The following is a 20981-nucleotide window of genomic DNA, read 5'->3' as shown; positions in this document are numbered from 1 at the left end:
TACTACGGCGACGAGATCGGCATGGGCGACAACATCTGGCTCGGCGACCGCGACGCCGTCCGCACGCCCATGCAGTGGACGCCCGACCGCAACGCGGGCTTCTCCTCCTGCGACCCCGGACGCCTCTACCTCCCCGCGATCATGGACCCGGTCTACGGCTACCAGGTCACCAATGTCGAAGCCTCCATGTCATCCCCCTCCTCACTCCTGCACTGGACCCGCAGGATGATCGAGATCCGCAAACAGAACCCCGCCTTCGGACTCGGCTCCTACACGGAACTTCCGTCGTCGAATCCCGCGGTGATCGCTTTTCTGCGCGAGTACAAAGACGATCTGGTGCTGTGCGTGCACAACTTCTCGCGGTTCGCTCAGCCCACGGAACTGGATCTGCAGACCTTCAACGGCCGGCACCCGGTGGAACTGATCGGCGGGGTGCGTTTCCCGGCCATCGGTGAACTTCCCTATCTGCTGACTCTGGCCGGACATGGCTTCTACTGGTTCCGGCTGCGCAGGGACCAGGCGTAGGCTCCACCCCTGTCACTCCCGGGCGGGGCGTTTCCACCGCCCCGCCCTGGGAACTCTCCCCGCACAACCGGCACTCCCGCACTTCTCCCTTGTCCGCACCGCGGAAAGGACGCGACGCCATGTCGGAAGCCGTCACCCGCCCGGGCATCACCGCGGACGCGCTGCTCGCCTCGCTCGATCCGCTGCTCCGCGCGTGGCTGCCACGGCAGCGCTGGTTCGCGGGCAAAGGCCGCCCCATCACCGAGTTCTCCGTCGTCACGGCGACCGAACTGCTGCCGCCCACCTCCGAGTCGGGGCTCCTGCACCTGATCGTGCAGGTCCGCCAGCCCCAAGTGCCGGGACAGGCGGGCGGCGCGCCCTCGCAGCCCGCCGACTGCTACCAACTCCTGCTCGGCGTCCGGCGCGAGCTGCCGCCCCGGCTCGCTCCCGCACTGATCGGCCATGTGACGCGCGGCCCGCTCAGCGGGTTCACGGTCTACGAGGCGCTGCACGACTCCCGGATGTCCGGTTTCCTCCTTGAGGCGCTGCGCATCCAGGCGCGTGTCGGCAAGCTGCGTTTCGAGCGCGACCGGCGCAAGGACATAAGCGCGGATCTCGCACCGCGCATGCTCGCCGCCGAACAGTCCAACTCTTCGCTGGTGTACGGCGACACGTACATCCTGAAGCTGTTCCGCCGCATCGTGCCCGGGTCCAACCCGGATCTGGAGCTGCCGCTGGTGCTGTCCCGCGACGGCTGTGCGCGGGTCCCCCCGCCCGCCGCCTGGTTCCTCGCGGACACGGGGGACTCCAAGGACCCGGCGAGCGTCCTCGGCGTGCTCCAGCCCTACCTGAAGGGCACGGTGGACGGCTGGGAGCTGGCCCTCGGGGAGCTCGCCGCGGGGCGCGACTTCAGCGGCGAGGCGCGGGAGCTCGGCCGGGCGACCGCCGAGGTGCACCAGGCGCTGGCCCGCGCACTGCCCACCGTCACGCTGGGCCGCGCCCAGGTGGAGCTGATCGCCGAAGGCATGACGGACCGGCTGACCACGGCGGCCGGGGCGGTGCCCGCCCTCCAGCCGTACGCCCCCGCGCTGCACACCACCTACGAGGCGCTCGCCGACCTGGGGCGCGGCGAGGAGACCTGGACGGCCCAGCGCGTCCACGGGGACCTGCACCTGGGGCAGTGCCTGCGCTCGCCGGCCGGTGAGTGGTCACTGATCGACTTCGAGGGTGAGCCCTCGCGCCCGCTCGCCGAACGCAGGATGCCGCAGCCGCCCGTACGTGACGTGGCGGGCATGCTGCGCTCCTTCGACTACGCGGCGCGCTCCCACGAGCCATGGGCCCCCGATTGGGCGGGCGACTGCCGGGCGGCGTACTGCGCGGGGTACGCGGCGGTCACCGGCCGAGATCCGCGCATGGACCCGGTCCTGCTGCGCGCCTACGAGACGGACAAGGCGGTCTACGAGGTGCTCTACGAGGCCCGCCACCGCCCCGACTGGCTTCCCGTCCCCCTTGCCGCGATCAAACGCCTCGCCACGAACGGCCCCGCCACCGAACCCCACTGACCTGCCATCGCCGAGGAGGCTCCCCCGTGACCCCCCGCCCGCAGCCGCGCAAACCGTCCGACGAGGCCAGCAAGAAGGGCAAGCGGAAGCCGGAGGCCGCCGGCAGGAAACCCGAGCCGCCCCGGCAGAAGCAGCCGAAGACACCGAAGCAGGCGGCACAGCCGCAGGCCGCCCGCCCCGAGTCGCCCGTTTCCCAGGACGACCGTGCCCGTCTCCTGGGCGGCACCCACCACGACCCGCACGGGGTGCTCGGCGCTCACGTCGTGCGCGAGGGCATCGCCTTCCGCGCTCTGCGGCCGTACGCCCGTTCCGTCGCCGTCGTCGCCAAGGATCTGCGGGCGGAGCTGCGGGACGACGGGGAAGGGTTCTTCTCCGGGGTGCTCCCGCTGCGCGAGGTCCCCGACGACTACCGGCTCCACGTCACGTACGAGGACGCCGAGCTGGAGATCCACGACGCGTACCGCTTCCTGCCCGCGCTCGGCGAGTTCGACCTGCATCTGATCGGCGAGGGCCGCCACGAGCAGCTGTGGCACGCGCTCGGGTCACGTCCGATGGTGCACGAGGGGGCGACCGGGACCCGCTTCACGGTGTGGGCGCCCAACGCCCTGGGCGTGCGCGTGGTGGGGAGCTTCAACTTCTGGGACGGGACGGGGTTCCCGATGCGCTCGCTCGGCGGCAGCGGCGTCTGGGAGCTCTTCGTGCCTTCCGTGGGCGAGGGCGAGCTCTACAAGTACGAGATCACCCGGCCCGACGGCACGAAGACGCACCGCGCCGACCCGCTCGCGCGCCGCACGGAGGCACCGCCCGCGAACTCCTCGGTCGTGCACGAGTCGCACCACGAGTGGCGCGACACGGAGTGGCTGGTACGCCGGGCGGAGGTGCCGGTCCACCAGGCACCCTTCTCCGTGTACGAGGTCCATCTGGCGTCCTGGCGACCGGGCCTGACGTACCGCCAGCTCGCCGAGCAGTTGCCCGCGTACGTCGCCGACCTGGGGTTCACGCACGTCGAGCTGATGCCGGTCGCCGAGCACCCCTTCGGGGGCTCGTGGGGCTACCAGGTCACCGGCTTCTACGCCCCCACGGCCCGCCTCGGCACGCCCGACGACTTCAAGTTCCTCGTCGACGCGCTGCACAGGGCGGGCATCGGCGTCCTGATGGACTGGGTGCCCGCGCACTTCCCGCGCGACGACTGGGCGCTCGCCGAGTTCGACGGCCGGACGCTGTACGAGCACGAGGACCCGGGCCGGGCCGCACACCCCGACTGGGGCACCCTGGAGTTCGACTACGGCCGCAAGGAGGTGCGCAACTTCCTTGTGGCGAACGCCAGTTACTGGTGCGATGAGTTCCACATCGACGGCCTGCGCGTCGATGCCGTCGCCTCCATGCTCTACCTGGACTACTCGCGCGAGGACGGCGAGTGGACGCCGAACGCGCACGGCGGACGCGAGAACCTGGACGCGGTGGCCTTCCTCCAGGAGATGAACGCCACCGTCTACCGCCGCGCCCCCGGCGTCGTCACCATCGCCGAGGAGTCCACGGCCTGGGACGGCGTGACCCGCTCGACGCACCACGAGGGCCCCGGCGGCTTCGGCGGGCTCGGCTTCGGCCTGAAGTGGAACATGGGGTGGATGCACGACTCCCTCGACTATGTGTCGAAGGAGCCCGTGCACCGCAAGTTCCACCACAACGAGATGACGTTCTCGATGGTGTACGCGTACAGCGAGAACTACGTCCTGCCGATCTCGCACGACGAGGTCGTGCACGGCAAGCGGTCCCTGGTGTCGAAGATGCCCGGCGACTGGTGGCAGCAGCGCGCCAACCACCGGGCCTACCTCGGCTTCATGTGGGCCCACCCCGGCAAACAACTCATCTTCATGGGGCAGGAGTTCGCGCAGGGCGCCGAGTGGGCGGAGGGCCACGGCCCCGACTGGTGGCTGCTCGACCCCGCGTACGGTGCGGAGGCCGACCACCGGGGCGTACGTGATCTCGTGCGCGACCTCAACACCGTCTACCGCGGCCAGCCGTCGCTCTGGCAGCGCGACACGGACCCGGGTGGCTTCGCCTGGGTCGAGGGCGACGCCGCCGAGGACAACGTCTTCGCGTTCCTGCGGTACGCCGATGAGGAGACGGACGAGGCACCGCTCCTGGCCGTCTCCAACTTCTCGCCGGTGGTGCGGCACGAGTACCGCCTGGGCGTCCCCGGCGAATACACCGCCTGGCACGAGGTCCTGAACACGGACGCGGGACGTTACGGCGGCGGCGACGTCACCAACCCGGACCCGGTCAAGACCGAGCCGGTGGCGTCGCACGGCCGTCCGGCGTCCCTGCGCCTCACCCTGCCGCCGCTGGCCACGGTGTGGCTGCGACCTGCTTGAGCGCCACCGGCAGCTCCTCGGCGTGCAGGATGCCGAGGCGCTGCGTGGCCCGGGTCAGGGCCACGTACAGGTCGCTCGTGCCGTAGCGGCCCGGCTCCACGACCAGGACGGTGTCGAACTCCAGGCCCTTCGCCTGACGCGGGTCGATCAGCACGACCGGCCGCGTCAGGTCCGGGGCCTCCCCGGCCGTCACACCGGGGAGCTTGTCGGCGAGCTCCGTATGCAGCTCGCGCGGGGCGATCACCGCGAGGCGGCCCTCGTCCCGTGCCTCGGCCGCCACCGCGTCGGCGACGGCCGCGGGAAGGTCGTCCGTGCGGTGCGCCCACGGGAGCACTCCCGTGGACCGCACGGAACTCGGCGGCGCGAAGTCGGGGTACTCGACGCGGGGCACCTCGGCGGCCACGTCCATGATCTCCACCGGGGTGCGGTAGTTGACGCCGAGCCGCGTGTACTCCCAGCGGTCGTCGACGTACGGCGAAAGGATCGTCTCCCAGGAGCCGCACCCGCCGGCCTCCGCCGTCTGCGCGGGGTCTCCGACCAGCGTCATCGAGCGGGTCGGGCAGCGCCGCATCAGCAACCGCCAGGCCATCGCGGAGAGTTCCTGCGCCTCGTCGACGATGATGTGCCCGAACGCCCAGGTCCGGTCGGCTGCCGCGCGCTCGGCGGCGCTGCGGTGGTCGGCCTCCTCCTGGCGCTCGGCCATCCGCTCGGCGTCGATGATGTCGTGCGCGAGCAGGACCTCCGACTCGTCGTCCTCCTTGTCCTCGAACTCGTACGTACGGGACGCGTACGACACGTCGAGCACGCCCTGCGCGTAGGCGATCTGCTTGGCGCGCTCGGCCTCCGCCATCGCCTTGGCCGCGCTGTCGTCGTTGCCGAGCAGCTCGGCGGCCTCGTCGAGCAGCGGGACGTCGGCGGCGGTCCAGGCGGCCTCGCGCGGTCGCCGGACCAGCCGGGCGTCCTCGTCCGACAAATGCGTCGGCTCCTCCAGGAAGTCCGCGAGGAAGCCCTCCGGGGTGAGCTGGGGCCACAACTCGTCGATGGCCGCGTGCACTTCGGGGCTGGCGGCGATGGCCTTGCCGAGCTGGGCGATGTCGTCGGGGCCGAGGAAGTTCGGTCCGCCGTACGGGTCGGCGCCGAGCCGCTCGGCGAGCTGCTCGGTGAGCATGTCGATGACGCGGAAGGCGAAGTGCGGCCGGCCGAGGTTGTGCGGGACGTCCGCCTCGCGGGCCGCCTCGCGCGCTTCCTGCGCGATCGTCCAGTCCAGGACGAGGTCGCCGTCGTCGTGCTCGATGATCACCGGGGAGCCGGGCTCCGGGGTCTGCTGCCGGTCGCGCACGGCGGCGGCGAGCACGTCCGCCATCTCCGCGCGCCCCTTGACCTCGTTCGCCTCGGGGGTGTCGGTGCCGGTGGCACTCACCCCGGGGAACAGCTCGCCGACGGTCGAGAGGAGGACGCCCGTCTCGCCGAGCGCGGGCAGCACCTCGCTGATGTAGCCGAGGAAGGCGGGGTTCGGGCCGACGATCAGGACGGCGCGCTTGGCGAGCAGCTGACGGTGGGCGTAGAGGAGGAACGCGGCACGGTGCAGCGCCACGACCGTCTTGCCGGTGCCGGGGCCGCCCTCGACGACGAGTACGCCGTGGTGCGGGGCCCGGATGATGCGGTCCTGCTCGGCCTGGATGGTCTGCACGATGTCGTGCATGCGCCCGGTGCGTGCCGAGTCGAGCGCGGCCAGCAGCACCTCGTCGGCGTCGGCGCCCTCGTGCCCGGTGCGCGTGGTGTCGCCGAGATCGAGGATCTCGTCGTGCAGGGCCGTGACCTCGCGGCCCTCAGTGGTGATGTGCCTGCGCCTGCGCAGTCCCATCGGCACATGCCCGGTGGCGAGATAGAAAGGACGCGCGACGTCCGCCCGCCAATCGATCACGAGCGGGGTGCGTTCGATGTCGGACGCGCGGATTCCGATGCGCCCGATGTGGTGATCACGGCCGTCGCGGAATTCGAGCCTCCCGAAGCAGAGGCCGTTCTCTCCCGCGTCGAAGGCGGCCAGCAGTCCGGACCGCTCGGCCACCAGGACATCACGCTCAAGCCTGGCCTGCAGACCGTTGCCGACCTGCGTCAACGACGCCTGCACGGCGGCTTGTGCCTCCTCGCGCAGCGCGTCGAGGCGCGCGTACAGCCCGGAGACGAATTGCTGCTCTTCCCGCAATTCCTCGGTTGACAATTCAGCCCCTCGCCAGTTACAGTGCTCTTATACAGATTCTCGCGATAACGGTATGCCCAGGCGGGTATGAGGTCGCGAAAGGATCTAATATACGCCAAGAAATACCCCGGACGTCAATTCGTCCGGGGTATTTCTCTTTCTGCGTGTGTTCCGCGCGGAGTGGAGGCGGGTGCGCTCAGAGCACCTCGGCCTCCGCGAGCTCGGCGAGGAGCTTGCGCTTGGGTCGCGCGCCCACCATGGACTTCACCGGCTCACCGCCCCGGAAGACCAGGAGGGACGGCACGGAGAGAATCCCGTACGCCATCGCCGTCTCCGGGTTGTGGTCCACGTCCAGCTGCACGATCTTCAGCCGGTCCGCCTCCTCGCGCGAGATCTCGCTCAGCACCGGCGCGAGCTGCCGGCACGGGCCGCACCACTCCGCCCCGAACTCCACGAGCACCGGCCGTTCCGCCTTGAGCACCTCCCCCTCGAAATTCGCGTCCGTCACCTCGGCCACGCCGTCCGCCTTGACCATCGCCATGCCGTGCTCCTCCCTCACCTCGTCAACCCGTCAGCCCGTCAGCCCGTCAGCCCGTCAGCCCGCACCGGGGCTCCGGGCCATCCGGGATCGCCGCCTCGGCACGCACCAACTGCGCCCCGACCTGTTCGCGCACGGCCGTCAACTCACCGATCAGTGCGTCGAGTTCACCGAGCTTGCGGCGGTACACGTCGAGTGAGGCAGGGCAGGAGTCGCCCGCCGGATGCCCCGAGCGCAGACACTCCACGAACGGCCGCGTCTCCTCCAGGTCGAACCCGAAGTCCTGCAGGGTCCTGATCTGCTCGAGGAGACGCACGTCGTCCTCGTCGTAGGTGCGGTAGCCGTTGCCACTGCGACGAGCGGGCAGCAGCCCCCGTGACTCGTAGTACCGAAGCGTCCGCGTGGTGGTGCCGGCCCGCTCCGCAAGTTCGCCGATGCGCATGCGTACGACGGTAATCCTTGACGCAGGCGTCAAGGCCAGCGTGATTCAGGGACTTCTTGGCGGCTGGTGCAGGCCGAAGGGTGAGCCCTGGTCGTCCTTGCACAGCCGGAACCGGCCGAAGGCCGCGTCCGACTCGTCGCTCTCGCCGCCGAGGGGCGCCTCGACGGTGCCGCCCAGTTTGATGACCGCGGCAAGCGCCGTCTCCAGGTCGTCCACCTGGAAAAAGAGATAGGGCGCAGCCCCCGCGTCACCGCCGTGCAGGCCTCCGGGGACACCCGGGGTCCCGATCACGTATCCCTGCCCCGAGGGTCCCGGTTCGAAGGTCCAGCCGAGCAGCTCCCCGTAGAAGGCCCGCCCCCGCTCCGGATCCTCGACGCCGATCTCGAAGAAACTCGGTTCACCGGTCATCGCACGGCTCCCACTCTGTGACGGCGGTCACTTTCACCGTACGCCGCTTCAGCGGGCGCCGCGTACGGCCTCGATGATGGCCGTCCAGCCGTCGGCGCCGTGCCCCTTGGCGATGGCCCGGTCCAGGACCGCCTTGATGCCGCTCAGGGCACCGACGTCCAGGCCCCGGTGCTCGGAGGCGTGGATGATGTGGTCGACGTTGGCGGCCTCCGTGACCAGCGGGGCCTGCTCGCCCGGGTACGTGTCGGAGTCGACCTCGACCGCCGTCGACTCGACGGCCACCGGGAAGATGGAGAGCAGGGCGCTCATGTACGGGGCCAGCTCCGCGCCCTTCACGCCGTCCGCCCCGGCCAGCGCGAAGGCGTGCACGAGGCCGTACATGCTGGTCCAGAAGAAGTCGAGCAGGGCGTTGTCGTAGACGGCCGCGAGTCCGTGGTCCTCGCCGAGGTACACGGTGTTGCCGCCGAGCACCTTGAGCGTGCTCTCGTGCCGCTCGAACACGGACCGCGGGCCACTGTGGAACAGCAGGGCGTCGGCGGTGCCGATCACTGTCACCGGCACGAGGATGGCGCCGTCCAGGTAGTCGATGCCGTGCCCGGCGGCCCAGGCCGCCGCCTCGCGCGAACGCTCCGGGGTGTCCGAGGTGAGGTTGACCAGGGCGCGTCCCGACAGATCGGCGGCGAGCGGGTCGAGCACGGCCTGCGAGACGGCGTAGTCGTAGAGGCAGACGACCACCACGTCCGAGGCGCGGACGGCGTCGGCCGCGGTCGTGGTGCGCGTGGCTCCCCTGGTCACCAGGTCGTCGCCCTTGCCGGGCGTGCGGTTCCAGACGGTGGTGGGGTGCCCGGCCTGGAGGAAGGCACCGGCGAGGGCCTGGCCCATGGCGCCGAGGCCGAGAACGGTCACTGAGGTCTTGCGCTGCTGATTCGTCATGCCGACCATGCTTGGCGAGCGCCCACCCCCGCACAAGTACGGACTAAATAGTCAGGTACTTACGAAAAGGTAAGCTTGGAGGGGGACTTGGGGCCGGGCCGGGCCCGGCCCGGCCCGGCGGTCGGTCCGGGAATCAGCCGAAGTCGAGTGCGCCGTACGCCCGCTTCAGCTCGCAGAAGCTCTGGACGCCCGCCATCAGCAGCACCCCGTCCCACAGCCGTCCCGCCGCCTCGCCCTTCGGCGCGGGCGAGACGACCGGGCCGAAGACGGCGCCCACGCCCTGGACGGACAGGACCGGCGTACCGACGTCGGGGCCGACCAGCTCGATTGCCTGCTCGTGCGAGGCCCGCACGGCTTCGTCGTACTCCTCCGTCCAAGCCGCCGCCGCGAGTTCCGTGGGCAGACCGGCGTCGGTGAGTGCGCGCTCGGCGCCGTCCCACTCGCCCCGTTCGTGCAGCCGCACCCCGAGCGCGTCGAGATACCTGCCCAGTGCCTCGCTCCCGTGCCGAGCGGCCACCGCCGCGCAGACCCGGCCTGGACCCCGCATGTAGTCGCCCCACTGCCCGTCGGGGTCCTCGGGGTCGACGTCGAGGTGTTCGTTGAGCACCGAGAGGCTCATCACCCGCCACCGCACGTGGACGTCCCGTACCTGCTCGACCTCCCGGATCCACCGGGAGGTCAGCCAGGTGTAGGGGCAGACGGGATCGAACCAGAAGTCGACGTCCTGCGGCGCATTCATGCAACAACCGTACGGGTGAGGGGGGTTGGGACTATTGCCTCGCGGGTCAGCCCGTCAGCCCGTCAGCCCAGCTTCATCACGCCGATGGCCTGGTCGGCCATCCTGGACTCGCCGAGGGCGTTCGGGTGCACCGGGACGAAGTTGGTGCCGAACAGCACCGGCTCGATCCAGCGCGTGCCCAGCGGCTTGCAGGCGTCGTGCCCGTCAGAGGCCGCGGCCATGTCGATGAACGTGGCCCCCGTCTCGGACGCGGCGCGCTGCACGGCCTTGTTCAGGTGCGCCTGGAGATCGCGCAGGTAGGGGACGTCCCCGGTGGCGATCGGCATTTTGGCGAAGCAGCCGGGGACGGACTTCTCCGGAACGATCCACGGGTAACCGAGCACGCCGACGCGGGCGTTCGGCGCCTTGGCCTTGACCGCTTGCAGGGCGGTCTTCAGCGCCGGGTACGTGCTCGCGTCGATCTGCTTGGTGAACTTGTCGCCGTTGGCGTCCTTGCAGGGGCTGCCCTTGCCGCCGGACAGCACGCCGGCGGAGCCGCAGGCGAGGATCGCGCTGATGAAGGTGTTGTTGTCGTTGCCGCCGATGGTCAGCGTCACGACATCGGTGTCGGCCTTCACGGCGTCGAGCTGCGGCGCGACACCGGGGTACTGCGATCCCGCGAAGTCCTTGGTCTGGGCTCCGCCGCAGGTCACGTCAGTGAGCTTGGCACCGGTCCGCTTGGCCACGACATGCGGGTAGTTGGCGGTCGAGCGGGCGCAGAGGAGGGGCGCGGTCACGTCGAGGGGCAGGACGCCGGAACCGGCGCTGAAGCTGTCGCCGAGGGCCACGTAGTCGAGCGGTTCGGCGCCGGCCGCCTGGGCGGGTGCGGCGGCCAGGCCGAGGGTGGCGGTGCCTGCGGCGGCGAGAGTGGCGGCTGCCAGGCGCAGGGCGCGTGCGCGGATCACCATCTGGAGTCTCCTTTGAATCCGATGGGGGGTCATTCCCGGAGAGGAGCGAGCAAGCCGCGGGCGCCAACAGCCGTACTGTGGGGGTGTTTTGAGCAGGCTTCAGCGGCTTTCGGCGGTTCTCAGTGGTGCAACGCTGAAGTTACTGGCAGGTTTGAACAAGAGTCAACAGTTTGCGCACGGGCCCACCTAGATGGCGGAACCCTCACCCAGCACGCGCCGCACCCGCCCACAGAATTCCTCCACCGCGCCCGGCTCCGGCGCCACACCTTCGGCGAACATCGCCGCCTGGAGGGCGGGGCCGTACGCATGGCCGTGACGCTCGATGTCATGCGTACGGGCGGGCTGCACGACGAAGTGCACGTGGCCGGGTACGCGTCCGGCATGGGACCAGAGGCAGACGTACATCTGCTCACACTCGTCGCCAACTTCCTTGCGCACGGCGGCGGTTACCCGCGTGAGCAACGGGCCGAGCTCGGCGCCTTCCTCGACGCCGAGCTCGTGTATTCCCGTGATGTGCCGCAGCGGCTTGACGATGAGGGTGCCGATGCCGAGGGGTCCCGTGCAGTGCTCGACGGTCCAGTGCGGGGTGCGGAGGAGGGTGCCGCCGGGTAGTGGTGCCGTGCCGTCGGCGAGCCCGCAGGCGAGGCAGTCACGAGTCTTCTCCGGCAAGTTGGGCCTCCCTGTGGGGTCAGGGCGGCTCCGCCCGTTCGCCGCGGATTCTTCCCACCCACCCACCCACCCGTCTACCCAACAGCTCCGACCAGGTGGCACGCCACCACCACCGTCCCGCCGCTCCGCGGCGGATCTATCCCACCCACCCGCCCGTTTACCCCGCAGCTCCCACCAGACGTAGGGCAACAACGCCTCCCCGGGACAATCGGCCCCACCCGATTACCCCGCAGCCCGCACCAGATGGCACGCCACCACCACCGGCCCGCCGCTCCGCGACGGATCTACCCCGCCCACCCACCCGTCTACCCAGCAGCTCCCACCAAACGTAGGGCCATAACGCCTCCCCGAGGCAATCGGCCCCACCCGATTACCCCGCAACTCGCACCAGACGTAGGGCAACAACGTCACCCGGGGCAATCGGGTGGGTGGGCGGGAAAGCATCCGCCGCGAAGCGGCGGCTCAGGCCGCAGCGGTGCCGCACCCGAGAAGCATCCGCCGCGCAGCGGCGGCTCAGGTCGGAGCGGTGCCGCACACGGAAAGCATTCGCCGTGCAGCGGCGGTTCAGGCCCGAACGGCGGCGCACCCGCGCCCGAAGCCGGGGTGCCGCCCCGCGCCTACCGGCGCCCCGCGGCCTCCGGGACCCCGGCGGTCTCCTCGGCCTCCGCGGCTTCGGCCTCGACCGTCGCCCCCGTCCGCCGCCCCGGCAAAAGCACCGCCACAACCACGGTCCCCACCCCCAGAATCACCGCACCGATCAAACTGGTGTGGGCCACCGCGCCAGAGAACGCGGAGCCCACCGCGTCCGCCATCTGGTGCGCGCCCCCGGCGAGTTCCTGCGCCTGCGACTTCAGCTGCGACGCCTCCTGGGGCGAGGACGCCTGTGCCGCCTTGGCCGAGAGCTCGCGCGCCTGCTCGGCGATGCCCTGCGCCACGCCGTTGCCCGCGCCCACCGAGTCCTGCGCCGTGTCGAGCGCGGAGGCGGGGAGCTTGCTGCCCGACGTCTCATCGGCCAGCTTCGACGAGTACGAGCTCGCCAGGACCGAGCCGAGGACCGCGATCCCCAGCGAGCCGCCGAGCTCCAGCGAGGTGTCGTTCACCGCGCCGCCCACGCCGAGCTCCGACTCGGGGAACGCGCCCATGATGACGTCCGTGCACGGCGAGACCGCGAAGCCGAGCGACAGGCCGAGGATGACCAGCGGCGCCACGAAGTCCCCGTACGTGGAGCCCGCATCGATCTGCGTGAGGAGCGCCAGCGCGACCGTGCCGCCGACCATGCCCGCGACCACCATGATCTTGCCGCCGATGCGCGGCGCCATGATTCCGGTGACCGCCGAGCCCACGAACACCGCGCCGGCCAGCGGCAGCATGCGTACGCCGGTCTCCAGCGGGTCGTAGGCGAGGACGAACTGGAGGTGCTGGGTCAGGTAGTAGAAGGCGCCGAACACCGCGAGGAAGAAGAGCGCCACGGCGAGGTTCGAGCCCGCGAAGCCGCGCTGGGTGAACTTGCGTACGTCCAGGACGGGGCGCGGGTGCTTCAGCTCCCAGACGACGAAGGCGATCAGGCCGAGGCCCGCCACCACCGCGGCGGAGATCGCGCGCACGCCCCACCCGAAGTGCGGACCGTCGATGATCATGAAGATCAGGCAGCCGACCCAGACGACCGAGAGCAGTCCGCCCACGTAGTCGATCCGGCCGTGCCGAGCGGCCTTCGACGGCGGCACGAGGACGAACGCGCCGACGATCGCCAGCACCGCCACCGGGATGTTGATCAGGAACGTCGAGTGCCAGCCGTTGTCACGGAGCAGCGCCCCCGCGATCAGCGGGCCCGCGGCGATGGCGATGCCGGACGTGGCCGCCCAGATCGTGATGGCCTTGGCCCGTTCCGCGCGCGGGAAGGTCGCCGCGAGCAGCGACAGCGTGGCCGGCATGATCAGCGCCGCGCCCACGCCCATCACCGCGCGGACCACGATGACGGCCGTCGAGCTGTCGACCACGGAGCCCGCGGCGGCGCCGACGGACATGATCAGCAGGCCGAGCACCAGCGCGCCCCGGCGGCTGTACTTGTCGCCGATCGCGCCGAGCAGCAGCATCAGCGCGGCGTAGGGGACGGTGTAGGCGTCGATGACCCACTGCAGGTCCGAGCTCGACAGGCCGAGGTCCATGGTCATGTCGGGCGCGGCCACCGTCAGCGCGGTGTTGGCCATCACGGCGATCAGCAGACTCAGACAGAGGACGCCCAGGGCCCACCAGCGGCGGGCGTACGGACGGTCCATCCGTTCGACCGGTTCCTTGATCAGCAGAGGCATCGGATTCACCCATCCCGTTTCTTGCACAGGCATCGCGCAGACAAGTGCACTGAACCTGGACTGACATTGCACAACCCTGTGCAACTACACACTGCTGTGCAAGATACTCCATGTTGCACAGAAGTGTGCAAGTGGGGGGAGCGGGGCCGCGGCCGAGTGGGCAGAATGGGGCCATGAATCCCCGCCCCGCGAGCAGCGTCAGAGCCGACGCCAACCGCCGCCGTATCCTCGACGTCGCCGTCGCCGAGCTGCTGCGCGACCCCGACGCCTCCATGGACCAGATCGCGCGTGCCGCGGGCGTCGTGCGGCGGACGGTCTACGGGCACTTCCCCAGCCGTGACGCGCTGATCGAGGCGATCGTGGAGCGGGCCATCGCGGCGGTGGAGACCGCGCACGCCGCGGGCCGGGCGGGCGTGGAGGACCCCGCGGAGGCGGTGGCGAGCTCGCTGCTCGCCGTGTGGGAGGTCGCCGACCGCTACCGCCTGCTGCTCTCTCTGGGCGAGCGGAGCGTGACGATGGGCGGCATCCGTGAGCGGCTCGGCCGCGTCCACGAGGAGGGCCTGGAGACGTTCCAGCGCGGCCTGGACGACGGCACGTTCGTGTCGCCGCTGCCGACGCGGGCGCTCGGCTACGTGCTCGAAGGCATCCTGTTCGCCCTGATGGAGGCCGTCAACGACGGTGTCGTACCAGCGGAAAAGGCGGGCAGGTCCACCGCGATCACGTTTCTGACCGCGGCGGGCCTGCCCGCCTCACAAGCCACCGAACTGGTGACACGGGTCGCCGACCGGAGAGCGGCGACCGTCGACGGCTAGGTCCTCAAGCCGTCAGGGACTTCTTCTCGCTGCTGCCCGGCTGCGTCGGGACGGCGTCCACCGCGTCCGGGTCCACGTCCTCCCGCTCGGAAGCGCCGTCGTCGTCGAGCAGCGTCTTCTCGTCGAAGGGCAGGCGCCCGGCGAGTACGTCGTCCACCCGCCGGCGGTCGACCTCCTTGGTCCACGTGCCGATCAGGAGCGTGGCCACCGCGTTGCCCGCGAAGTTGGTCAGGGCGCGGGCCTCGCTCATGAAGCGGTCGACGCCGATGATCAGGCCGACGCCGTCCACCAGGGCCGGCTTGTGCGACTGCAGGCCACTGGCCAGGACCGCGATGCCGGAACCGGAGACACCCGCGGCGCCCTTCGACGCGATCATCATGAACAGGAGCAGGGAGATCTGCTCGCCGACGCCGAGCGGCTGGTCCATCGCCTCGGCGATGAAGAGCGACGACATGGTCAGGTAGATCATGGTGCCGTCGAGGTTGAACGAGTAGCCCGTGGGGACCGTGATGCCGACGACCGGGCGGCTGACGCCCAGGTGCTCCATCTTCGCGATGAGCCGCGGGAGCGCGGACTCGGAGGAGGAGGTGGAGAGGATCAGCAGGAACTCGCGGCCCAGGTACTTCAGGAGCTTGAAGAGGTTGACGCCGGTCACCAGGCGCAGCAGCGTGCCGAGCACGATCAGGATGAACAGCGCGCAGGTGACGTAGAACCCGATCATGATCGTGGCGAGCGCCTTCAGGGCGTCCGTGCCGGTCTCGCCGACCACCGCCGCCATCGCGCCGAACGCGCCGATCGGGGCGGCCCACATGATCATGCCGAGGACCCGGAAGACCAGCCGCTGGATGTGCCCGATGCCGCGCAGGATCGGCTCGCCGGAGCGGCCCATGGCCTGCAGCGCGAAGCCCACGAGCAGCGCGACGAGCAGCGTCTGCAGCACCTCGCCCTCGGTGAAGGCGGAGACGAGCGTCTTCGGGATGACGCCGAGCGCGAAGTCGACGAGCCCCTTGTTCGCCTCGTCGGCGGCGTCGTGGCCCGCGCCCTTCTCGGAGTCGGAGATGTCCATGCCCGAGCCCGGGTGCAGGATGTTGCCGACGATCAGACCGATGGCGAGCGCGACGACGGACATCGCGACGAAGTACGCGAGTGCGAGACCGCCGACCTTGCCGACCTTGGCGGCCTTACGGACCGAGCCGACGCCGAGGACGATCGTGCAGAAGATGATCGGCGAGATCATCATCTTGATCAGGTTCACGAAGCCGGTGCCGAGCGGCTTCAGCTCCGTGGCGAAGTCGGGGAAGAGCAGGCCGACACCGATACCGAGGACCACGGCGATGATGACGGCTATGTACAGATAGTGGGTGCGGTCCCGCTTGGCAGCGGGAGCCTTGGCCACCTGGCTGTCGGTGGTGTCGGCCACGAGGGCCCTCCTTGAACGACTACGTCGGCGTTTTCGGCCAGTGCGTGCGGCTCACGTCCTGGGGGCGAATCTCGGGTGACTATCTCTCGCCCTGTGAGGGCGGTCACCCTTACGTTCATTTAGTTCGCACTTATACGGCGAGGCAGACTGGCAGCATGTCCCTCGCCCGTCCGCCCCGGCCACGCAGCCTCGCCGGACAGCTCTTCGCGATGCAGATCGTGCTCGTCACCGTCGTGGTGGCCGGATGTGCGCTCTTCACGTTCCTGAGCGACCGGCAGCAGGCCGAGGAGGGCGCGCGCCGCCAGGCGACGGCCGCGGCACGGGCGGTCGCGGACTCCCCCTCGGTACGTGAGGCGGCGCTCGCCGAGGACCCGACGAAGACCCTCCAGCCGTACGCCACCGCCGTGCGCCTGCACACCGGCGTCGACTTCGTCACGATCATGGACCCGGACGGCATCCGCTGGACGCACCCCGACGAGGACCAGATCGGCGCGCGCTTCCTCGGCCACCGGGCGGACGCGCTCAAGGGCAGGACCTTCACCGAGACCTACACGGGGACGCTCGGCCCCTCGGTGCGCGTGGTCACCCCGATCCTGGCCGACGACGGCAGCGGCCGGATCACCGGCCTGGTCAGCGCGGGTATCACCATCGAGGAGATCAGCCAGAAGGCGCGCGGCCAGCTGCTCACCCTGCTCGGCGTCGCGGCCGGGGCGCTCGCGCTCGGCGGACTGGGCACGTACGTCATCAACGCCCGCCTGCGCCGCCACACCCACGGCATGAACGCCACCGAGCTCAGCCGCATGCACGACTACCACGAGGCCGCGCTGCACGCCGTGCGCGAGGGCCTCCTGATGCTGGACGGACAGCGGCGCATCGCCCTCATCAACGACGGGGGGCGCGAGCTGCTCGGCGTGACGGGCGACCTGGTCGGCCGGAACGTCGCCGAGCTCGGCCTGCCCGCGCCGCTGACGGGCGCGCTGCTCGCGGCCGAGCCGCGGGTCGACGAGCTGCACCTGACGGCGGACCGGGTGGTCGTGGTGAACACCTCGCCCGTGTCGAGCGGCGAGCGCCGGGGCACGGTGGTGACGTTGCGCGACCACACCGAGCTGCAGGCGCTGACCGGCGAGCTCGACTCGGAACGCGGCTTCACGCGGGCGCTGCGCTCGCAGGCCCACGAGGCCGCGAACCGCCTCCACACGGTGGTCTCGCTCATCGAGCTGGGCCGCGCGGACGAGGCCGTCGACTTCGCCACGGCCGAGCTGGAGCTGGCCCAGACGCTGACGGACCAGGTGGTCGCGGCCGTGAGCGAGCCGGTGCTCGCGGCCCTGCTCCTGGGCAAGGCGGCCCAGGCGAACGAACACGGCGTGGAGCTCGTCGTGTCCCCCGACAGCAGCATCGACGACGGGATGCTGCCCGCGAATCTGCCCGCGCGCGATCTGGTAACGGTCCTCGGCAACCTGATCGACAACGCGGTGGACGCGGCCCAGGGCTCGCCCGCGGCCCGCGTCACGGTGACGGCGCGCGCGGACGAGGCGGGACTTACGCTGCGGGTGTCCGACACGGGACCCGGCGTCGACCCGGCGCACACGGAGGCGGTCTTCCGGCGCGGCTGGTCCACGAAGGCCACGGCGGGCCGCGGTCTCGGCCTCGCCCTGGTCCACCAGACGGTGACCAAGCACGAGGGGACGCTTAGGGTGCGGGAGGCGCCGGGTGGCGGCGCGGAGTTCGAGGTCCTGCTGCGGACGGCTGCCGCCGCCCTCGTGCCCACGACGCCGGGTGCCGCTGAAATGCCGGGTGCCGACGAAGAGGCGTCCGTTCCACCGGACGCAGCAGACGGAGGCACCACGTGACAGAGCCCATCCGCGTCCTGGTCGTGGAGGACGACTCCGTGGCCGCCGACGCCCACGTCCTCTACGTGAACCGCATCCCCGGCTTCCACGCCGTCGGCAAGGCGCACAGCGCGGCCGAGGCGAAACGCGCCCTGGACCGTACTGAGGTCGATCTCCTCCTCCTGGACCTGCACCTCCCCGACGGCCACGGCCTCCAGCTGGCCCGCTCCCTGCGCGCCGCGGGACACCGCACGGACGTCATCGCCGTCACGTCGGCCCGCGATCTCGCGGTCGTCCGCGAGGGCGTCTCCCTCGGCGTGATCCAGTACGTGCTCAAGCCCTTCACCTTCGCCACCCTCCGCGACCGCCTCACCCGTTACGCCGAGTTCCGCACCGCCGCGGGCGAGGCCACCGGCCAGGACGAGGTGGACCGCGCCCTGGCCACCCTGCGCGCGCCCGGACCGGCCGCCCTGCCCAAAGGGCTCAGTGGCCCCACCCTCGAAAGAGTGACGCGCACGCTGCGCGACGCGCCCCCCGAGGGCGTCACCGCGGCGGTCGCCGCCGAGACCGTGGGGATCTCCCGCATCACCGCGCGCCGCTACCTGGAGCACCTGGTCACCACGGGCCGCGCGGCCCGCACCCCGCAGTACGGCCACGTCGGCCGCCCGGAGTACGCCTACCGCTGGCTGACGTCGAACACCTGACGCACCAAATCCCCGCGCGCATACGCCGGTTGCCACCCCTCCGAAACCCCGGAAGCGTCCGCGTACCGCCTCCAATAACAACGTTGTCACGTTGATGACAAGGGGCGACGCACGGGCATTGACCTTGCTCCGAAGCCGCCCTTACGTTCACCGGGCAGCCCCGCGTTGCGCCCTGCGTGGTAACCCGGCCGCGTCGGCCAGTAGGAGGTCGTGCCCGTGCGTCCCACCGCCCCTCTGCTCCTCGCCACCGCCCTGGTCGCCGCCGGCACCCTCACCGCGTGCGGCGGGGACTCCGGCGACGATCCGGACACCGTGAAGGTCTCCTTCAAGCAGTCCACGGACAACCAGGTCAAGGTCATGGACACCTTCCTGGCGGACATCAAGAAGCAGTTCGAGAAGGAGAACCCCGGCAAGAAGGTGAAGCTGGTGCCGATCAAGGCACCGGACTCCGAGTACTACACCAAGCTCCAGCAGATGATGCGCTCCCCGAAGACCGCGCCCGACCTGGTCTACGAGGACACCTTCCTCATCAACTCGGACATCACCAGCGGGTATTTGAAGCCGCTCGACCCGTACCTGAACAAGTGGAAGGACTGGGACCAGTTCATCGACACGTCCAAGTCGGCGGCGAAGGCGGCGGACGGAAAGACGTACGGCGTGCCGGACGGCACCGACACCCGCGGCCTCTGGTTCAGCAAGAGCATCTTCAAGAAGGCCGGGCTGCCTGCCGACTGGCAGCCCAAGTCGTGGGACGAGGTCCTTGACGCGGCGCGCACCATCAAGAAGAAGGTCCCCGGCGTCACGCCCATGAACGTCTACACGGGCAAGCCCGCGGGCGAGGCGGCCACCATGCAGGGCATGGAGATGCTCCTGTACGGCACGGGTGAGGACCCGATGTACGACCCGAAGTCCAAGAAGTGGGTCACCGGCAGCCAGGGTTTCAAGGACTCCCTGGAGTTCGTCGAGACGGTCTACAAGGAGAAGCTCGGCCCTGACGTCTCCGACGCCCTCGACCCGAACTTCGCCACCCGGGTGCGCGGTGAGCTGCTCCCCGAGGACAAGCTCGGCATCAACCTCGACGGCTCCTGGCTGCCGCAGGACTGGGGCAAGGGCGCGGGTCACGAGTGGCCGGAGTGGTCCCAGAAGCTGGGCCTGGCCCATATGCCGACGCAGAACGGCGAGGCTCCCGGCAAGGTGAGCATGTCCGGCGGCTGGACCTGGGCGATCCCCTCCAAGGCGGCCAACCCGGACCTGGCGTTCAAGTTCATCGAGCAGATGCAGACCAAGGCCAACGCCCAGAAGTGGTACGTGGCGAACTCGGGCATCGCGGTCCGCAAGGACGTCGCCGCCGACCCCGCCTACCTCAAGGCGCAGCCCGGCCTGAAGTTCTTCACCGACCTGGTGGAGACGACGCACTACCGCCCCGCGTTCCCGGCGTACCCGAAGGTGTCCACCGCGGTGCAGGAGGCCATGGAGAAGGTCACGACGGGCGACGGGTCCGTGGCCGACGCGGCGAGCGGCTACGACGACGAGGTCAAGGCAGCGACCGACGGCGAGGTCATCGAGAAGTAGGCCGGGGCCCGAGAGGGTCCGAGATCCGGCAGGCAAGCAAGGGAAGTGAGATCCCCGAGGTGACCACCGCACCCACCGCCGGACCCGGCGGCGTCGTCAAGACTCCGGGGACGGGGGCCGCGCGGCCCCCGTCCCGCTCCAAGCTGACGGGCCGGGCCCTGTCCCGCGCGCTGCCCGTCTCCCCCGCCGTGATCCTCCTGCTGCTGTTCCTGGCGGGACCGATCGGCTACTGCGCCTACATCGCCTTCACCGACCTCCAGCTCACCGGCCAGGCGGAGTCGAGCTTCGTCGGGTTCGACAACTTCCGTAAGGCCTTCGGGGACGAGGCGTTCCTCAACGCGGTCTGGCTGACCCTGGTCTTCACGCTGGTGTCGTCGATCCTCGGGCAGAACACCATCGGCCTCGCGCTCGCGTCCCTGATGCAGCGGGCGTCCAAGCCGGCCCGCACGGTCACCGGCGCCATCGTGGTCACGGCGTGGGTGCTGCCCGAGGTGGTGGCGGCCTTCCTCCTGTACGCGTTCTTCCGCCGCGAGGGCACGCTCAACGCGGTCCTGGACTTCCTCCACCTCCCCTCCCAGAACTGGATGTACACGCTGCCGATCCTGGCGGTGTCGTTCGCCAACGTGTGGCGCGGGACGGCGTTCTCGATGCTGGTCTACTCGGCGGCCCTGAACGAGATCCCCAAGGAGATCACCGAGGCGGCCCAGGTGGACGGCGCGGGCGGCTGGCGCCGCATGTGGCACATCACGCTCCCGATGATCCGCCGCTCCATCGGCACGAACCTGATGCTGAACACCCTTCAGACGCTCTCCGTCTTCGGTCTGATCTGGGTGATGACGCGCGGCGGCCCGGGCAACCGCAGCCAGACCCTCCCCCTGTTCATGTACGAACAGGCCTTCCAGAAGAGCATGATCGGTTACGGCACGGCGGTGGCGCTTCTGCTCCTGGTCGTCGGCTCACTCTTCTCCCTCGTCTACATGCGCCTGCTCCGCACGGAGGTCTGAGTGTCCGCCAACAC

Annotated in this window: 18 protein-coding genes; 8 read left to right on the top strand and 10 right to left on the bottom strand. The window is 70.4% G+C overall.

Annotated elements, in window-relative coordinates; translation table 11 throughout:
- The 3 genes from AB0I66_RS21030 to glgB all read left to right on the top strand — a co-directional run.
- The coding region (locus AB0I66_RS21030) for an alpha-glucosidase C-terminal domain-containing protein (protein ID WP_363209366.1) at positions 1–525 on the top strand (525 nt) is incomplete at its 5' end.
- A 119-nt stretch (positions 526–644) separates the two neighbouring features.
- The gene (locus AB0I66_RS21025; RefSeq protein WP_363209365.1) at positions 645–2066 is read left to right on the top strand and encodes a maltokinase; all 1422 of its coding nucleotides are present in this window, start codon (positions 645–647) and stop codon (positions 2064–2066) included.
- Between the two features lie 26 nt (positions 2067–2092).
- The gene (gene glgB, locus AB0I66_RS21020; RefSeq protein WP_363209364.1) at positions 2093–4441 is read left to right on the top strand and encodes a 1,4-alpha-glucan branching enzyme; all 2349 of its coding nucleotides are present in this window, start codon (positions 2093–2095) and stop codon (positions 4439–4441) included.
- Here the strand turns inward: glgB and AB0I66_RS21015 are convergent.
- The 9 genes from AB0I66_RS21015 to AB0I66_RS20975 all read right to left on the bottom strand — a co-directional run bounded on the left by AB0I66_RS21015 (position 4398) and on the right by AB0I66_RS20975 (position 13626).
- A complete protein-coding gene (locus AB0I66_RS21015; protein ID WP_363209363.1) occupies positions 4398–6662 on the bottom strand; it encodes a helicase in 2265 nt (754 codons plus the stop codon). The two genes, glgB and AB0I66_RS21015, sit on opposite strands and share 44 nt — an antisense overlap.
- 175 nt (positions 6663–6837) lie before the next feature.
- Positions 6838–7176, bottom strand: coding sequence for a thioredoxin (trxA, locus tag AB0I66_RS21010; protein ID WP_363209422.1), 339 nt, complete (start codon positions 7174–7176; stop codon positions 6838–6840).
- Positions 7177–7228: 52 nt separating this feature from the next.
- Positions 7229–7621, bottom strand: a complete 393-nt coding sequence (locus tag AB0I66_RS21005; RefSeq protein ID WP_363209362.1) for a MerR family transcriptional regulator — start codon at positions 7619–7621, stop codon at positions 7229–7231.
- 45 nt (positions 7622–7666) lie between these two features.
- Positions 7667–8029, bottom strand: coding sequence for a VOC family protein (locus AB0I66_RS21000; protein ID WP_363209361.1), 363 nt, complete (start codon positions 8027–8029; stop codon positions 7667–7669).
- Between the two features lie 48 nt (positions 8030–8077).
- The gene (locus AB0I66_RS20995; protein WP_363209360.1) at positions 8078–8962 is read right to left on the bottom strand and encodes an NAD(P)-binding domain-containing protein; all 885 of its coding nucleotides are present in this window, start codon (positions 8960–8962) and stop codon (positions 8078–8080) included.
- A 133-nt stretch (positions 8963–9095) separates the two neighbouring features.
- Entirely contained in the window at positions 9096–9701 is a 606-nt protein-coding gene (locus tag AB0I66_RS20990; protein WP_363209359.1) for a DsbA family protein, read from the bottom strand.
- A gap of 62 nt (positions 9702–9763) precedes the next feature.
- On the bottom strand, positions 9764–10642 hold the full coding sequence (locus tag AB0I66_RS20985) for an SGNH/GDSL hydrolase family protein (protein ID WP_363209421.1): 879 nt from the start codon (positions 10640–10642) through the stop codon (positions 9764–9766).
- A gap of 192 nt (positions 10643–10834) precedes the next feature.
- Positions 10835–11317, bottom strand: coding sequence for a hypothetical protein (locus AB0I66_RS20980; RefSeq protein ID WP_363209358.1), 483 nt, complete (start codon positions 11315–11317; stop codon positions 10835–10837).
- A gap of 617 nt (positions 11318–11934) precedes the next feature.
- Positions 11935–13626 carry an MFS transporter gene (locus AB0I66_RS20975; protein WP_363209420.1) on the bottom strand — a complete coding sequence of 564 codons (1692 nt, stop codon included), beginning with the start codon at positions 13624–13626 and terminating at the stop codon, positions 11935–11937.
- Between the two features lie 173 nt (positions 13627–13799).
- On the opposite strand from AB0I66_RS20975, the gene AB0I66_RS20970 reads away from it, so the two are divergent.
- Entirely contained in the window at positions 13800–14438 is a 639-nt protein-coding gene (locus tag AB0I66_RS20970; protein ID WP_363209357.1) for a TetR/AcrR family transcriptional regulator, read from the top strand.
- A 4-nt stretch (positions 14439–14442) separates the two neighbouring features.
- Here AB0I66_RS20970 and AB0I66_RS20965 read toward each other — a convergent pair whose 3' ends face one another.
- Positions 14443–15858, bottom strand: coding sequence for a cation:dicarboxylase symporter family transporter (locus tag AB0I66_RS20965; RefSeq protein ID WP_363209356.1), 1416 nt, complete (start codon positions 15856–15858; stop codon positions 14443–14445).
- A 155-nt stretch (positions 15859–16013) separates the two neighbouring features.
- Here AB0I66_RS20965 and AB0I66_RS20960 point away from each other — a divergent pair, with 155 nt between their 5' ends.
- The 4 genes from AB0I66_RS20960 (at position 16014) to AB0I66_RS20945 (ending at position 20967) form a co-directional block, all read left to right on the top strand.
- Entirely contained in the window at positions 16014–17708 is a 1695-nt protein-coding gene (locus tag AB0I66_RS20960; protein WP_363209355.1) for a sensor histidine kinase, read from the top strand.
- Positions 17705–18391 carry a response regulator gene (locus AB0I66_RS20955; protein ID WP_363209354.1) on the top strand — a complete coding sequence of 229 codons (687 nt, stop codon included), beginning with the start codon at positions 17705–17707 and terminating at the stop codon, positions 18389–18391. The genes AB0I66_RS20960 and AB0I66_RS20955 overlap by 4 nt, the downstream gene beginning before the upstream one ends.
- 210 nt (positions 18392–18601) lie before the next feature.
- On the top strand, positions 18602–19963 hold the full coding sequence (locus AB0I66_RS20950; RefSeq protein WP_363209353.1) for an extracellular solute-binding protein: 1362 nt from the start codon (positions 18602–18604) through the stop codon (positions 19961–19963).
- Positions 19964–20106: 143 nt separating this feature from the next.
- Positions 20107–20967 (top strand): sugar ABC transporter permease, encoded by an 861-nt coding sequence (locus tag AB0I66_RS20945; protein WP_363209419.1) that lies wholly within the window; start codon positions 20107–20109, stop codon positions 20965–20967.
- The last annotated feature ends 14 nt before the right edge of the window (positions 20968–20981 follow it).

This window comes from Streptomyces sp. NPDC050439, assembly GCF_040655335.1.
Taxonomy (GTDB): domain Bacteria; phylum Actinomycetota; class Actinomycetes; order Streptomycetales; family Streptomycetaceae; genus Streptomyces.
The sequence above is the reverse complement of the archived record's forward strand: the minus strand, read 5'-3'. Positions and strand labels throughout refer to the sequence as shown.